Source organism: Muriicola sp., from assembly GCF_049669965.1.
GTDB lineage: Bacteria > Bacteroidota > Bacteroidia > Flavobacteriales > Flavobacteriaceae > Muriicola.
Genome location: NZ_JBATLB010000139.1, coordinates 1 through 13,618, shown reverse-complemented (window position 1 = coordinate 13,618; position 13,618 = coordinate 1). Strand labels below are relative to the sequence as shown.

At 39.2% G+C, this 13,618-nt stretch carries 16 protein-coding genes; 10 read left to right on the top strand and 6 right to left on the bottom strand.

Translation table 11 applies throughout. The annotated features are described in order from the left end of the window. A partial coding sequence (locus tag WBM49_RS07635) for a ChbG/HpnK family deacetylase (RefSeq protein ID WP_424371466.1) occupies positions 1-245 on the bottom strand: 245 nt, incomplete at its 3' end. Between the two features lie 208 nt (positions 246-453). On the opposite strand from WBM49_RS07635, the gene WBM49_RS07630 reads away from it, so the two are divergent. The 5 genes from WBM49_RS07630 to WBM49_RS07610 are packed head-to-tail and all read left to right on the top strand — an operon-like array spanning position 454 to position 3,769. Further along, positions 454-756, top strand: coding sequence for an ArsR/SmtB family transcription factor (locus tag WBM49_RS07630; RefSeq protein WP_424371465.1), 303 nt, complete (start codon positions 454-456; stop codon positions 754-756). A gap of 50 nt (positions 757-806) precedes the next feature. After that, positions 807-1,046 carry a thioredoxin family protein gene (locus WBM49_RS07625; protein ID WP_424371464.1) on the top strand — a complete coding sequence of 80 codons (240 nt, stop codon included), beginning with the start codon at positions 807-809 and terminating at the stop codon, positions 1,044-1,046. 6 nt (positions 1,047-1,052) lie between these two features. Then, positions 1,053-1,463 carry an OsmC family protein gene (locus WBM49_RS07620; protein ID WP_424371463.1) on the top strand — a complete coding sequence of 137 codons (411 nt, stop codon included), beginning with the start codon at positions 1,053-1,055 and terminating at the stop codon, positions 1,461-1,463. Further along, a complete protein-coding gene (locus WBM49_RS07615; RefSeq protein ID WP_424371462.1) occupies positions 1,456-2,433 on the top strand; it encodes a permease in 978 nt (325 codons plus the stop codon). Before WBM49_RS07620 ends, WBM49_RS07615 begins: the two co-directional genes overlap by 8 nt. A 16-nt stretch (positions 2,434-2,449) precedes the next feature. Next, entirely contained in the window at positions 2,450-3,769 is a 1,320-nt protein-coding gene (locus tag WBM49_RS07610; protein WP_424371461.1) for an FmdE family protein, read from the top strand. 101 nt (positions 3,770-3,870) lie between these two features. Here the strand turns inward: WBM49_RS07610 and WBM49_RS07605 are convergent, their stop codons facing one another. Continuing rightward, entirely contained in the window at positions 3,871-4,512 is a 642-nt protein-coding gene (locus tag WBM49_RS07605) for a hypothetical protein (protein ID WP_424371460.1), read from the bottom strand. A gap of 3 nt (positions 4,513-4,515) precedes the next feature. Then, positions 4,516-4,974, bottom strand: a complete 459-nt coding sequence (locus WBM49_RS07600; protein ID WP_424371459.1) for a putative quinol monooxygenase — start codon at positions 4,972-4,974, stop codon at positions 4,516-4,518. A gap of 223 nt (positions 4,975-5,197) precedes the next feature. Between WBM49_RS07600 and WBM49_RS07595 the strand changes: the two genes are divergently transcribed. Further along, positions 5,198-6,076, top strand: coding sequence for a sugar phosphate isomerase/epimerase family protein (locus WBM49_RS07595; protein ID WP_424371458.1), 879 nt, complete (start codon positions 5,198-5,200; stop codon positions 6,074-6,076). A 91-nt stretch (positions 6,077-6,167) separates the two neighbouring features. On the opposite strand, the gene WBM49_RS07590 is transcribed toward WBM49_RS07595, so the two are convergent. Then, entirely contained in the window at positions 6,168-7,052 is an 885-nt protein-coding gene (locus WBM49_RS07590) for a dienelactone hydrolase family protein (RefSeq protein WP_424371457.1), read from the bottom strand. Between the two features lie 200 nt (positions 7,053-7,252). Here WBM49_RS07590 and WBM49_RS07585 point away from each other — a divergent pair, with 200 nt between their 5' ends. The 4 genes from WBM49_RS07585 (at position 7,253) to WBM49_RS07570 (ending at position 11,657) form a co-directional block, all read left to right on the top strand. Further along, on the top strand, positions 7,253-9,325 hold the full coding sequence (locus WBM49_RS07585) for a tetratricopeptide repeat protein (protein ID WP_424371456.1): 2,073 nt from the start codon (positions 7,253-7,255) through the stop codon (positions 9,323-9,325). A gap of 259 nt (positions 9,326-9,584) precedes the next feature. After that, positions 9,585-10,829, top strand: coding sequence for a type III sulfide quinone reductase, selenoprotein subtype (gene sqr, locus WBM49_RS07580; protein WP_424371455.1), 1,245 nt, complete (start codon positions 9,585-9,587; stop codon positions 10,827-10,829). Positions 10,830-10,861: 32 nt separating this feature from the next. After that, the gene (locus WBM49_RS07575; RefSeq protein ID WP_424371454.1) at positions 10,862-11,170 is read left to right on the top strand and encodes a TusE/DsrC/DsvC family sulfur relay protein; all 309 of its coding nucleotides are present in this window, start codon (positions 10,862-10,864) and stop codon (positions 11,168-11,170) included. 16 nt (positions 11,171-11,186) lie between these two features. Then, positions 11,187-11,657 (top strand): DsrE/DsrF/DrsH-like family protein, encoded by a 471-nt coding sequence (locus WBM49_RS07570; protein WP_424371453.1) that lies wholly within the window; start codon positions 11,187-11,189, stop codon positions 11,655-11,657. Between the two features lie 135 nt (positions 11,658-11,792). On the opposite strand, the gene WBM49_RS07565 is transcribed toward WBM49_RS07570, so the two are convergent. Together WBM49_RS07565 and WBM49_RS07560 are read right to left on the bottom strand one after the other, a co-directional pair. Further along, positions 11,793-11,930, bottom strand: coding sequence for a hypothetical protein (locus tag WBM49_RS07565; RefSeq protein ID WP_424371452.1), 138 nt, complete (start codon positions 11,928-11,930; stop codon positions 11,793-11,795). 179 nt (positions 11,931-12,109) lie between these two features. Further along, complete coding sequence (locus WBM49_RS07560; protein ID WP_424371451.1) at positions 12,110-13,255, bottom strand: response regulator; 1,146 nt, start codon at positions 13,253-13,255, stop codon at positions 12,110-12,112. Positions 13,256-13,618: the final 363 nt, after the last annotated feature.

Below are 13,618 nucleotides of genomic sequence, written 5' to 3'. Positions count from 1 at the left end.
GCATAAGAGGCTATTTCCGGAAACCAAGGACAAGGAACCATGATACTGGCAGAATTTAACGGGCCTTTTTCCAAAGCCGAGATGCTGGCTTCATTCTCTGAATGGGCAACGCCAAGGTCATCCGCATGCAAGATCAATAGTTTAGTATCGGCAGGATATCCTAAACGTTCGGCAATAGTATTTTGTGCATTACCCACAAAACAGCATAACAAGTGGAAAGAGAGAAAAATTAAGACTCTTTTCATACGTAAAGACTTTAGATACCTTCAAGAAACAAGATACCTATAATTGGTGAATCTAAATTAAAAAACATATTGTCAACGCCTTCTGGTTATCCTTGAGCCCCGTCTCCCCCAAAAAATTAATACCAATAAAACGCCTGGTAAAATTATCTTCTGATATGATTAATATCATACTTCACAGCTAAAACCAATCGTAATTTTACGATTGAAAATGAAGTCAACATCAGCACATAGCAATAGTGAAAAGGAAGACAAAGCCTTAGCAAGGTTTGCGAAAGCCCTTGGGCATTCTACTCGAATTGCCATCTTGAGACATTTGGAAAATCAGTCCTGTTGTTTTACAGGAGATTTAGTTGAGGTACTTCCACTGGCTCAATCTACAATTTCACAACATCTAAAGGAACTTAAGAACGCCGGTTTGATTCAGGGAGAACTGAATCCCCCGAAGATTAAATATTGCATTGACAAAGAAAACTGGAAAAAGGCAAAGGTGCTTTTTGAGGAGTTTTTTTAAGGTTGATTTTTAGATTCTGATAAAGAGTACATAGTAAATAAAACAAAATTATGAGCATTACAATCAAGATTCTCGGAACAGGCTGTCCCAAGTGTAAACAGACCACTTCAGTGGTAGAAGAGGTTATAAGGGAGAATAGTATAGAAGCCACAATTGAAAAAGTGGAAGACATTATGGAAATCATGAAGTACAATGTTATGTCTACCCCTGCATTGGTCATCGATGAAGAGATTACCATAAAAGGTAGAGTACCTACCAAAGCGGAAGTATTGGAACTTTTGAAGAACTAAAGAGTCATGAGCAACTATTCGATTAAGGCGGTATCCAATGCGTCTAATGATGCTGTTATTCAGCTTAAGGAATTTAATATTGGCTTTGGTATTACCGAAAAAACATCGGAGACTTTGCCAAATCCTGCCGAGTTGTTTTTAGGTTCTTTTGCGGCCTGTATCCTTAAAAATGTAGAACGTTTTTCAGGCCTTATGCAATTCGGATACATAAAAGCCGAACTTTTGGTAAATGCCGTACGTCTTGAAAACCCACCACGAATAGATCAGCTAACCTACGAACTGACCATCTATACACAGGACGAAAAATTGAATAGCACTCTTTTAAAGAAGAATATCGAAAAGTTCGGGACGATCTACAATACTGTAAAGCAAACCTGCTTAATATCCGGCAACATTGTTGTCTGTAAACATGTTTGATTGGATCCAACATATAGCAGATTGGTTGGTATATGATGTTTTGAACATGGAAGCCAAAAGTCATTTGGCCGAGGCCCTTAACTTCTTTATCTATGATAGCGCCAAGATTCTTATCCTGCTTGTAATCGTCATCTTTTTTATGGGTATCGTCAATAGCTACTTCCCCATAGATAAGGTCAAGAACTATCTTTCGAGAAATAAATTATATGGCCTGGAATACCTGATGGCAAGTGTATTTGGAGTAGTAACTCCCTTCTGTTCTTGTTCATCCGTTCCCTTGTTCATCGGTTTTGTACGTGGTGGCATACCCCTCGGGGTAACCTTCGCCTTTTTGATTACCTCGCCTTTAGTCAATGAAGTGGCCATAGGTCTCTTCGTAGGTCTTTTTGGGATGAAGACAACGATACTTTCTGTGGTCAGTGGTATTCTGCTGGGAACAACCTCAGGTTTCATACTTCAAAAACTGAATCTGGAACACTTGCTGACCCCTTGGGTAAAAGAGGTTCTGGCAAGCGCCCAAAGGGAACAGGATAAGTTCCAAGAGGAAAAACAGGCCTTTACCAAACGGCTGCCCGTTATATGGCGCGAGGTCGTTAAAATATTGAAAGGTATCGTACCCTATGTAATCGTGGGAATCGCTATCGGGGGATTGATGCACGGCTATATTCCCGAAGGCTTTTTTGAGCAATATATGAGCAAAGAGAATTTGTTCGCGGTGCCCATTGCTACGATAGTGGCCATACCTATGTATTCGAATGCTTCGGGCATACTGCCCGTAGTTCAGGTCCTGGTGAGCAAGGGAATTCCATTGGGAACTGCAATCGCTTTTATGATGGGTGTGGTCGGACTTTCTTTGCCCGAAGCGATGTTGTTGAAAAAAGTAATGTCCATAAAACTCATTGGCATCTTCTTCGGCGTTGTAACCCTTTGCATCATAATTTCAGGCTACCTTTTCAATCTCATTTTATAATATTTAAATCAAAAAGATGAAACTATTGAAACTTTACGCTGTTCTTTTACTTGTCGCATTAGTATCCCAAGTTGGTCTTGCCCAGGAGTCTGGCAAGGTCTTTACCGCAGGTGCCATGAATGAGATGGGAAGGACCAATTTTAAACCACAGGTCTGGCTAGACACCTTGCCAGACAAATCACATCTTTTTGGTATGGGCCCGTACGACCGGATGAAGGGGGAAATAATGGTCTTTGACGGAAAACCTTTTTATGCTTCCGCTTTTGAGGAAGGAAGAGCCCTGGTCAGTCAGAGTTGGGATATTCGCTCTCCATTTTTTGTGTATGCGAATGTTTCGGAATGGGAGGCTTTTGAGCTTTCTGGAGATATAAATACATTGGACGATATCCAGAATAAGGTGGCGGCGATTGCAAAGAAAAACGGTTATAATACCGAAGAGCCTTTCCCTTTTCAGATCATCGGGAGCTTCGATACCCTGACCACCCATATCGTAACACCGAGAAGTCCGGATGTGGAAGGCTATAGAGCAGATGTGAAGCAACAAGTATTTTCATTTAATCATGGCATTGGTTCGTTATTGGGTTTCTACTCAGAGAAGCATCAGGGTATTTTCACATCTTCCAGAAGTTATATCCATGTGCATTATTTAAGCGATGACCAAACCTTTATGGGTCACCTGGATAAAATAAATACAGCGGTAAACACACTTACCCTCTATCTTCCTGCGAAACCAAAAAGCTACAAAACAGGTTTACGTGTAAATGATACCGACTTCTCCAAAGGTAGGTTGGGAAACATCCAAAAGCTAGAATTGAAAGATTTGGCAAAGTTTCACGGCCATCTTTGCGATGGTCTGGTGGTAGGTTATTTGGCATTACAGCAAGCCCTTTTAAAGCTTTACCCTGATGGAATTATCGACCGAACCAATACCAGAATTATAAGTAAGCCGTCTCCCTGTTTGACCGATGCGGCGATATACCTTACAGGTGCTCGCTATCAATACAATTCCTTTTATGTCTCCGAAGACATCAACGGATTATTTACGGTACAACGCATGGACAATGGCAAAACAGTTGTGGTGCAGATGAACAAGGGCGTTAAACCGGAAGCTATTGATTTCCTGGGCGCTAAAGCCATAAAAGGTGAGTTAAGTCCCTGTGAGTTAGACGAACTAAAAGCTATGGAGGATAATTTTACCGAGCAGCTTTTACAGACCGATCCAAAATCTAATTTTACCGTAAGCGACCTAACCGATTTTCAATGGGAGCCAATATTAAAAAACGATTTTAGTAAGACCGATATTTTGAATAAGGATACTCAAAAGTGTTCACGTTAGTTCCCTTAGAGGTTTTGGTCCAATTGGGTAGTTGAATAAAATTATTGGGATGGTCCTCTGAAAGCAAGGTTGTTAAAGACTAATAGAATTCGGATTTATCTTCAGTATTCAGTAAACCGCACTCTCCGATATAAAGCCACATCTAAAGAAACAAACCAGCTTATAAATAATATAAACGTAAATTTTTGTACGACAGGTAGCGATGAAATCAGGAGGCGCGACTCATATATATAGTAATTGATAAGAAAGACCAGAAGACAAAATAGGCCCAACAGCAAAAGGATTTTACGGCCCTCTTTAAAAAGTTCTATGGAACAGCTTATCAGGGCAATTACAGCAAAAAAACCTGCTACGTAAACAACGGTATCATGATTGGCCAAAGCCAAAAAAACAATGGTGATCAGCGATAGCAGCCCTGATATTCGCATGATGCTTTGATTGATGCTTTTATTCTCGAATAATCCGGGTAGATTAAACCATAACCAAAATAGACTTGTACATAGAAAACCCAAGGCGATGATCGCATAAGATCGGGCCGAATTGGCTTCACCATTGATCGCATAAACATCCAACAGATCACATAGATAATTATTCCAAAAACTGAAGCCATCCTGATCAGGTGCTATCCAGGAACCACCGGGATAATTCATGGCGGCCATGATATAGAAAAGTATGAATAACCCCATTCCGCCCATGGGCAGCAACAACATATTTGGATTTGTATTTTTTGAGTATACAACCATTCTTTAGTATTCCCATTTTTTAATCCCGTTTTGGTGCCAGTTTTTTCTAAATATTTCAAGCATTGTATCGGGATCTATTGATTCCATATCTACCAAATCCAGGGATTTGATCATGTGAAGGGTAGACTCTTTATAGTGTTTAAAATGAGGAGTTTTCAGATGGGCTTCGTATGCCTCTTTATTCGCATAGATCTCCAGCAATCTTATTTGGGTGGGATTCCCTTTTTGATACATGGGAAAGATGCATATGACCCCTGGTTCTAAGCGGACAGATGCTTCCGATTCGACTTTAAGGATATCAATGTAGTCATCCACATAATTAGAATCGATCTCTATTTCTGCTATTCTGACCATCATTGCATCGGTTTGAAATGCCGAATTTTTTTCTGCGGTGCTTTCACCACAAGAGACACTTAGATGTCCGGATAAAATGATTATTATCCCTATTTTTATATACTTCATTTGAGTTTGTTTAGTATTACTTTAAAAGTACGATGCTTGTGTATAGTTTAGAGCGAAAGTGGTTTTTTAGTATCAGAGAATTGTGAACAAGACTAAAAAATACTATTGTTAATTGCAGGAAAATAACTGTCGATGAATGGTTTATGACATGTTGTTCATCAATTATTTATTAGATTTGAAACGATATTTAATTCACAATTACCTCATTATTAAAATTGCTCTGATGAAAAATATGTTAGTTCAAACCACCTTAAAACTTATAATAGTTTCACTCTTCATAGCGGGATCTTTTATAGGCTATTCCCAGGAAAAATTCGGAGGTCTTGCCCTCTATACTGTTAGGGATGATATGGATATTGATCCCATAAAAACTTTACAGGCGGTGGCCGACGCAGGGTATAAGTACATTGAGTCTGCAGGATATAAGGACGGGAAATTTTACAATTTAAGTCCGGCCGAATTTAAGAAAACAGTTCTAAAAATGGGTTTACACCCCATAAGTGCCCATCAGAGTTCTGTAACCTTGGACAATGCAGATACAATGATGGCAGACGTAAAAGCTGCAGGTTTTCAATATTTCGTGGTTCCCATACCTCCTATGGGACTTTTTATATATGATCAGGAAAACAACACAATGAGCATGACAGGCGGGGCTGCAAACCTGGCAGAGATCATCACAACGCTGGGTAAAAAGGCCAAAAAGGCCGGTTTAAAATTATTATATCACAACCACGATTTTGAATTTATGCCAGATGAGAACGGGGTGGTAACCATAGACTATCTTTTAGAAAATACCGATCCGGAAATTGTTAATTTTCAAATGGATCTATTTTGGGTTACCAAGGCAGGGGCAGACCCTGTGGCCTATTTTGAGAAATATCCGGGCAGGTTTAAGATATGGCATGTGAAAGACTTGGACGACCAGGGCAGGTTTGCTCCTGTGGGCAATGGCAACATTGATTTTGCACGTATTCTCGCTCAAAAAGAATTATCCGGGATGAAACACTATATGGTGGAGCAGGATATGACCTTTGATGGCTTGCAGCCTTTGGAAGCCATTAGAATTAGTCATCTGGGATTGAAGAAAATTGGATTTAAGTAAAAAGGCATTTAGATTCAATGAAATTTAAAAGGCTCAAGGAGATAAAATATCTGGCTTAAGCCTTTTTATTCGTTAAGCAATGTTTAAGTATTCAGGATAGCTTTTCCGTAAAAAATTCTATGGTCCTCTTCCAGGCCAGCTCGGCTGCTTCTCTATCATACCTGGGGGTGGTATCGTTGTGAAAACCGTGGTTGGCATTCTTGTAAATAAAAGCTTGATACTCTTTTCCATTGGCTTTCAACGCGGCTTCATAGGCAGGCCAACCCTCATTCACGCGTTTATCCAATTCTCCAAAATGGAGCAGCAGAGGTGCATTGATCTTCTCGATACCTTCTGTTGGCTGCCCTCCATAAAAAGGAACAGATGCTCCCAGCTCTGGCACATCCACTGCCATCATGTTAGAGATCCAGCCACCAAAACAAAAGCCTACGACACCAACTGCTCCTGTACATTCCGGATGCGATTTTAAATGATTAAAGGCTGCTATAAAATCCTGAAGCATTTCATTCCTATCGCGTTTGCGCTGTAGTTCACGACCTGCATCATCATTGCCGGGATACCCTCCCAAAGGTGTAAGGGCATCAGGCGCCAGAGAGATAAATCCTGCAAGTCCGGCACGTCTTCCAACGTCCTCAATATGCGGATTTAATCCACGATTCTCGTGAACCACAATAATACCCGGGAGTTTTTTGGTGGCATCAGCAGGTCTGGATAGCAATCCTTTGATGGTTCCGCCTCCTTTGGGGGATTCATAGGTTATGAACTCTGATTTTAAGCCTGGATCATCTTGCCGTACTTGTATTTTCTTTACATAGTCCGGAGAAATAAAACCAAGAAGGGAGGCTACGGTGAGACCGCCTACGGCATAGGTAGATAGTTTATCCATAAAAAGTCTTCTGGGAATCCTATCGTGCGCATAATCGTCATACAGGTCGAACACTCCCTGATCAATGTCTTCTTTTTGTAATTTTTTCATGATGCTTTCTTTTTCGTATTAAATTTTTCTTTTTTGAATTAAAAAAGAAGCGTGATATTCTTTTGGTGGCGTAAAAAGGTAGCAAAAAAAGATGAATTAAAAAGTAGGGTAGTGGCAGGAATAAAAGAGAATAATTCCTAACAAATCTAAATACTCAATTTATCGCTATCTTAGAAGCATCTGTTATCACGTGGTCATCAATGGGTTTTAAAGAATTTATTAAGGAATGTCATGAAAAAGAGGTTTTTAAAAACCTTTCGATCTACATTGTTTCCAGTTGGGTGCTGATACAGGTATTCTCCACCATATGGGAACCTTTTGGCCTCCCTAAAATTTCAATGACCTATCTGCTGTTAGTTCTTATAGCCGGCTTTCCTTTTTATATCTATTTAATTTGGAGATATAGGTTAAAGCCTATGGAGTCTAAACTCAGCCAACGGGAAGGTCTAAAAGTAAGTTCAGGTACAAATAAAACTGAGCCCGGTACTAAGAAACCCAAAAAACGAAAGATCCACCTTCCGGGAGTGCATTTTTACAGCCCTTTTCAGAAACTTTATTTTACGATGCTCTTTGGGGTTACCATCATGGCGGTATTTGCAACTTCACTTATTGTGAATGCAAATTTCCTGGAGAAAAGTAATTCGAGCGACTTTGTATTTGCTGCAGAGGATCAGAATAATAAGATCGCTGTCCTAACATTTGAAAACAATACAGCCGATGAAAAGCTAGATGTTGTTGGGAAAATGGCTGTAGACTGGATAATTCATGGAATCACTCAAAATGATGTTGGACAAGTGATCTCCCCTAAAATTGTAGAAGAATACTCCACCGTTTTAAAAGCTTCTTTGATACCGTCATCAGACGATGAAATTCTTACCGATTATCTTAAACCTGGAAAAATTCTGAAAGGCACCTATTACTTAAATGATGGAAAACTATTGGTTCAGTGTTCCTTGTTAGATGGTAATTTGAACAGGACACTCATATCTTTTGACCCGGTTGAATGTGATACAGACTCACCCCTAACTTGTATTGAGGAACTAAAACAACGAATTCTGGGATATTTGTCGAAGGGAAAGCCTGGCACCGATTATGAAGAAACGCCGCCTAAATACGAGGCTTTTAAGCTTGTGATAGAGGCCTTGGACAACTACGAAAGTTCTGATCCGGAATTTTTAAACGCAATGAATGCTGCAATTGCCATAGACAGCAATTATTTTGAACCCAAACTTCATCGCCTTACCTATTTTTATAATCAAGAAAAATTTGCCATTGCAGATTCTCTTGTAACCATATGGTCTCGTGAACCCAAGACCGGGGAACGGCAGGTGAACCTAGTTAGAATGTGGGAGGCTTTGCTCAATGGGGATAATCAAAAAGCATTCAATTATTTTCGTAAAGAATACAATTATCAACCAGATGATATAAATAATAATATGAGTGCTATGGTCCTGGCTTTGCAGTTTGTGAACAGACCAGAGGCCGTAGATTCTATTTATAGGCAGCAACTCTTCATGGAAAGGGTTGATCTTAATAATTGCCTGGAATGTGAATATCGTTATTATATTAAGGGTCTCGCAGATATAGAACTTGGAAATCCACAGAAACCCATTGAAATGTTTAAAGATTATGGCTCTGCCAAGGGTTTTGAGTGGGTGAAAGAAGTTTTGATCAACGCCTATGTAGAAATGGGTAATGAGGATGCAGTAGCCGAAATTATGAATGCCTACAGGCTGACAAGCGACAAGACCTTGTGGCGGAAAAAAACACAGAGCACAGCAAAAGAGTTTTTAAGGGCAGGTGATAAAGACAATGCGGATAAATATTTCAATGAGTTGTTAAATTCATTGGAGGATCAAAGCACTGCCTTGGCAAGGGAAGAAAAAGAATTAATGGCATATGCCTATTTCTATAAAACAGATTATGGGAAAGCGGAGGAATTGTTGAGATCCCTTTTACAAGAAAAACCTGAAAGTATAGATAATAAGAACTACCTGGCCATGTCACTTTTTAAGATAGGTAAAGAAAAAGAAGCAAGTTCTCTTATCAAAAGCTTGGATGCTCAGCGGGAATCATACCAATATGGTGCTATTGACTATGCAAAAGCCCGGTATTATGCCATTTCCGGAGATGAGGATCAAATGTTACAGCACCTGATACGTGCAGTTTCAGCTGGAAAAAGATTCACTTCATATGCCTTCCAGCACGATATATTGATGAAACCGTATGTGCAATCGGTTTCCTTTCAGGAAGTGATGAACTTTTGGCATTAATATCTTAATTCTATTTTAGAAAGCACCCTTGGTTTTATAGTGTGCGTGGAAGAAATATCCGCTACAAACTCCTAAAGAAATTTTCCTTTTTAAAACCTGCCTTATGTGACATAAGTCACATTCTGAGCCGTGCCTTATTCGTAACTTTATAGTAGAAATAATTAAGGCTTATAAAGCCTGCTAATGTGGGTTTTGATAGCAAAAAAAATCTTGCTAAACCGATTAGAGAAATACGATTCAACCCTATAATAACAATAAAATGAAAAACTTAGTAATACTTGGTGCCGGAACAGCTGGGACAATGATGGCCAACCATTTAACATCCAAATTGAGCAAGGAAGATTGGTTGGTGACCATTGTAGACCAGTATGCTACTCATTACTACCAACCTGGATATCTATTTCTTCCTTTTGATATCTATAAACCTAAACAAATTAGAAAAAAAGGTATCAAATTCATCCCAAAGAAAGCCAGTTATATTCAAAAGAAGATCGATATGATCCTCCCTGAAAAGAATATAGTGCAACTAGAGGGTGGACAAGAGCTACCTTATGATGTGCTCATTGTGGCCACCGGTACCAAAACGGCACCTGGAGAAGTGGAAGGGATGCTGGGACCAAAATGGTATAAAAATATTTTTGATTTCTACACCTTTGAAGGGTCTAAGGCTTTAAGGGACAAACTTAGAGAATGGAAAGGAGGTAAATTGGTCATTCATATCACCGAAATGCCCATTAAATGCCCCGTTGCACCCTTGGAATTTGCCTTCCTCGCAGATGCTTTTTTTAAGGATAAGAAAATGCGTGACAAAGTAGACATCACCTATGTTACTCCCTTAAGTGGAGCCTTTACCACTACAGAAGCTACTAAAGTTTTACAATACTTGTTGGATGAGAAGAAGATCAAAGTAGTGAGCGATTTTAACATAGAACGTGTAGATCAGGAAAACAACAAGATCATTGACTATGCAGAGACCGAAGTGCCTTATGATCTGCTGGTAACAGTGCCGACCAATATGGGAGATGAGCTTATTGCTCGTTCGGGTATGGGAGACGACCTTAATTATATCCCTACACATAAGGGTACCTTACAGACCCTCGCTCATAAAAACATATTTGCTTTGGGCGATGCCACCAATGTACCTGCTTCCAAAGCTGGCTCTGTGGCTCATTTTGAAGCAGAGATCTTAACAGAAAACATTCTTAGGTATATTCACAACGAACCTTTGAAAGATGAGTTTGACGGTCACTCTAATTGCTTTATAGAAACTGGTGGCGGCAAAGCCTTACTGATCGACTTTAACTATACACACGAGCCGGTGGAAGGAACTTTTCCTTTCCCGGGAATAGGTCCGTTGCGATTGCTTAAGGAAAGTAAGATGAACCATATGGGTAAACTTGCCTTTAGGTGGGTCTACTGGAATATGTTGCTCAAAGGAGTGCCTATTCCGTTTGTCCCCTCAAAAATGTCGGAGAAAGGCAAACAATTTGTACATACAGATTAATTAATATCAATTCAACTATAAAATCAATAAAAATGGAAACAACAATTGCAGGCAGAGAAATTCATGTCAACGAAGAAGGATATTTAACCGATTTTAGTCAATGGGATAAAGAGATCGGAGAGCAACTTGCTCAAAAAGAAGGAATAACCCTTACGCCCAAACATTGGGAAGTGATCGATTACATACAAGATAAATTTAAAAAAGACGAACCATTGTCTATAAGGGGAATTAAGAATAGTGGGGTGATCAATATTAAGGATTTTTACAGCTTATTCCCAGCAGGACCCCTAAAAAAAGCTACACTTATAGCCGGGATCCCAAAACCTAAAAGCTGTATTTAACTAAAAAAACTGAGATATGACTACCGTTAAAAAAATGCTCTTTATTCTATCCAAAGCTACGCTCGAAAACGTGTATGCCGCTTTTGTAATGGCAAATGGAGCAAGAATGGAAGGGATAGAGTCCGAGATATTTTTTACATTTTTTGGATTGGAAGCAGTGCAAAAAAAGAAATTGGAGCATCTACATATTGCCACTGTAGGAAACCCGGCCATGCATATGCCAACTATGTTGGGAGGATTGCCGGGAGTGGAGGCTTTGGCTACCAAAATGATGAAAAAGGAAATGGAAAAATTGGATCTTCCTCCGGTAGGAGAATTTCTGGAAATTCTTTCCGATTCTGGCTGCAGGCTGTGGGCCTGTAAACTGGCCGTTGATATGTTCCACCTTGAAAAAGAAGACCTTGTGGATGAGATAGAAGATGTGATCACTATTGGTCAGTTCTATGACAGGGCAAATACAGATAATACCCATATTGTCTTTGTCTAAATATTTATAGTTTAGAAAGAAGACATCTAATAGAGTAAAACCCGACGGTTTACGTTGGGTTTTTTTATTTGCTAACCTAATTCAGGTCTTGTGGCTTTTCAAATAAGCCACTGCCTTTTTTACGCTTCAGGTACATTAAATTGCCTTTAAAATGTTTGATGGAATGATGCTCAAAATAATTTCTTTTTTATTAAAATTCACATCACAGATCTGATAAATTTCTCTGCTGCCATCTAGCTGTAATAATCCTTTGTAAGCTCTGTTATTTTTCATAATGATATTTTTTTTATTAGTTGATGTTTCAAAAATAGGCACTTATTTAAGGGAAGAACAACTAACAGCGTTCCCTGGTTTATCTCTATGGGCAGCAGGTAGATTTATATCAATAAGCAAATGATACAAACCAAACTGCATACTATAGACAGGATGCAGTCTTATGTTTGTGGAGCTACTTAAGCTGCCTTGTAATACCAGGCTATTTGCCCTAATTGCCCTACGATCTTGATAGAGTCTTTCATGGAAAGCTTAGATCCATCTGCATGTATCCACCTCTTTAAAGGCTGTTCACAGATCAAGCTCTGAACAGTCGCTTTCCCATAGAATTTCTTCATTCGTATAAAGATCTCAACATCGAACAACCAACGTGATATAAACCTCTTGTCAAACATTGGAACTATCATATCTCGCTTCATGATCTTAGCACCACATTGGGTATCTTTAAAAGGCATCCCTAATATTGTTTGAATAATTAGATTGATGGTCTTACTAATGATCTTTCGGGCAGATTCCTTAGTAATATCAGCACCCATTCTGTTGATTCGGGAACCACTTACAATCTTAAAATCTGAATTCTCCAGGGTATTCACCAAATCATCAAAATCTCTGAAATCTGTTGAAAGATCGGCATCTAAATACCCCAAATAATCAAACTGTAAGTCCTTGGTGAGATGTAACAAACCTTGCCTTACCGCTTCGGCTTTCCCTCCATTCTTTTCGCAGTTATAGATGCTTATGGAATCTTCATTACCTTTTCTGAGCTCATTAAGTACTTCCAGCGTTTTATCCGTACTGCCATCATTTACAAAGCATAAATGATACCCCAGGTTTTTTGAGGCAAATTCCTGGAATACAGCACTGGAAAGTCGTTCTTCTTCATTATAACACGGAATGACAACCCCAACACAATATTTCTGGATCACTTGTTGATCTGTCGCAGGAATTGCAGTGTTTGTTAAGGTGCAAACTCCTAAGATCCGATCTATCCGAGCTGCCATTTCATTTAGGCTTACAGGTTTTTTCATATAATCATTGATGCCGAGATCAAAACCGTCTACAATAATAGATTCATTGGTATTACCAGAGAGTACTAATATGGGTGTATCCTGGTTTTGATCGATCCTTATATGCTTTACAACTTCTAAACCAGACATCCCGGGCATATTAATGTCCACTATTACAAGGTTAGGCTGAAAACTGTTATACAACTCAATTCCTTTACTACCACTATCGGCGATCTGAACTTCAAACCCCGATTCGGATAATTTTTTTTCTACTGAGAGCAAGATTAATTGCTGATCATCAATTGCTAAAATTTTCATAGGTTAAGTATTATATTAATTTGTTTTAATGAAACTAGTTTGATATGGTTATCTAATTGCTTAGCCAAAAGTAGATAGTTAAGACTTCCAAAAAGGACTGACAAAGACGAATGGGGATTTTCTGTAGTTCAGTGGCGGTGTTGTGCCTGCGGCCGATAGTAGTCCTACATCACAATATATCTATCTTTATAATGTTATATTTTCCTACAGAACTGTAGCATGAAGCAGACAAATAATTTATTGGTTCTCGCGCTTTTGATCGGTATAGCCTTTCATGGATCTGCCATGTTTTTCACCTTAGAAGCTACGTATGACGCGCTAATACATCTGTTCTTTGCGGATCATTACGCTACAAGTTGGTGG

Bases quoted from the DNA above. Each gene is read 5' to 3' on its own strand.
- WBM49_RS07630 (WP_424371465.1), top strand. From the start codon at position 454: ATGAAGTCAACATCAGCACATAGCAATAGTGAAAAGGAAGACAAAGCC.
- WBM49_RS07625 (WP_424371464.1), top strand. From the start codon at position 807: ATGAGCATTACAATCAAGATTCTCGGAACAGGCTGTCCCAAGTGTAAA.
- WBM49_RS07620 (WP_424371463.1), top strand. From the start codon at position 1,053: ATGAGCAACTATTCGATTAAGGCGGTATCCAATGCGTCTAATGATGCT.
- WBM49_RS07615 (WP_424371462.1), top strand. From the start codon at position 1,456: ATGTTTGATTGGATCCAACATATAGCAGATTGGTTGGTATATGATGTT.
- WBM49_RS07610 (WP_424371461.1), top strand. From the start codon at position 2,450: ATGAAACTATTGAAACTTTACGCTGTTCTTTTACTTGTCGCATTAGTA.
- WBM49_RS07605 (WP_424371460.1), bottom strand. From the start codon at position 4,512: ATGGTTGTATACTCAAAAAATACAAATCCAAATATGTTGTTGCTGCCC.
- WBM49_RS07600 (WP_424371459.1), bottom strand. From the start codon at position 4,974: ATGAAGTATATAAAAATAGGGATAATAATCATTTTATCCGGACATCTA.
- WBM49_RS07595 (WP_424371458.1), top strand. From the start codon at position 5,198: ATGAAAAATATGTTAGTTCAAACCACCTTAAAACTTATAATAGTTTCA.
- WBM49_RS07590 (WP_424371457.1), bottom strand. From the start codon at position 7,052: ATGAAAAAATTACAAAAAGAAGACATTGATCAGGGAGTGTTCGACCTG.
- WBM49_RS07585 (WP_424371456.1), top strand. From the start codon at position 7,253: ATGGGTTTTAAAGAATTTATTAAGGAATGTCATGAAAAAGAGGTTTTT.
- sqr (WP_424371455.1), top strand. From the start codon at position 9,585: ATGAAAAACTTAGTAATACTTGGTGCCGGAACAGCTGGGACAATGATG.
- WBM49_RS07575 (WP_424371454.1), top strand. From the start codon at position 10,862: ATGGAAACAACAATTGCAGGCAGAGAAATTCATGTCAACGAAGAAGGA.
- WBM49_RS07570 (WP_424371453.1), top strand. From the start codon at position 11,187: ATGACTACCGTTAAAAAAATGCTCTTTATTCTATCCAAAGCTACGCTC.
- WBM49_RS07565 (WP_424371452.1), bottom strand. From the start codon at position 11,930: ATGAAAAATAACAGAGCTTACAAAGGATTATTACAGCTAGATGGCAGC.
- WBM49_RS07560 (WP_424371451.1), bottom strand. From the start codon at position 13,255: ATGAAAATTTTAGCAATTGATGATCAGCAATTAATCTTGCTCTCAGTA.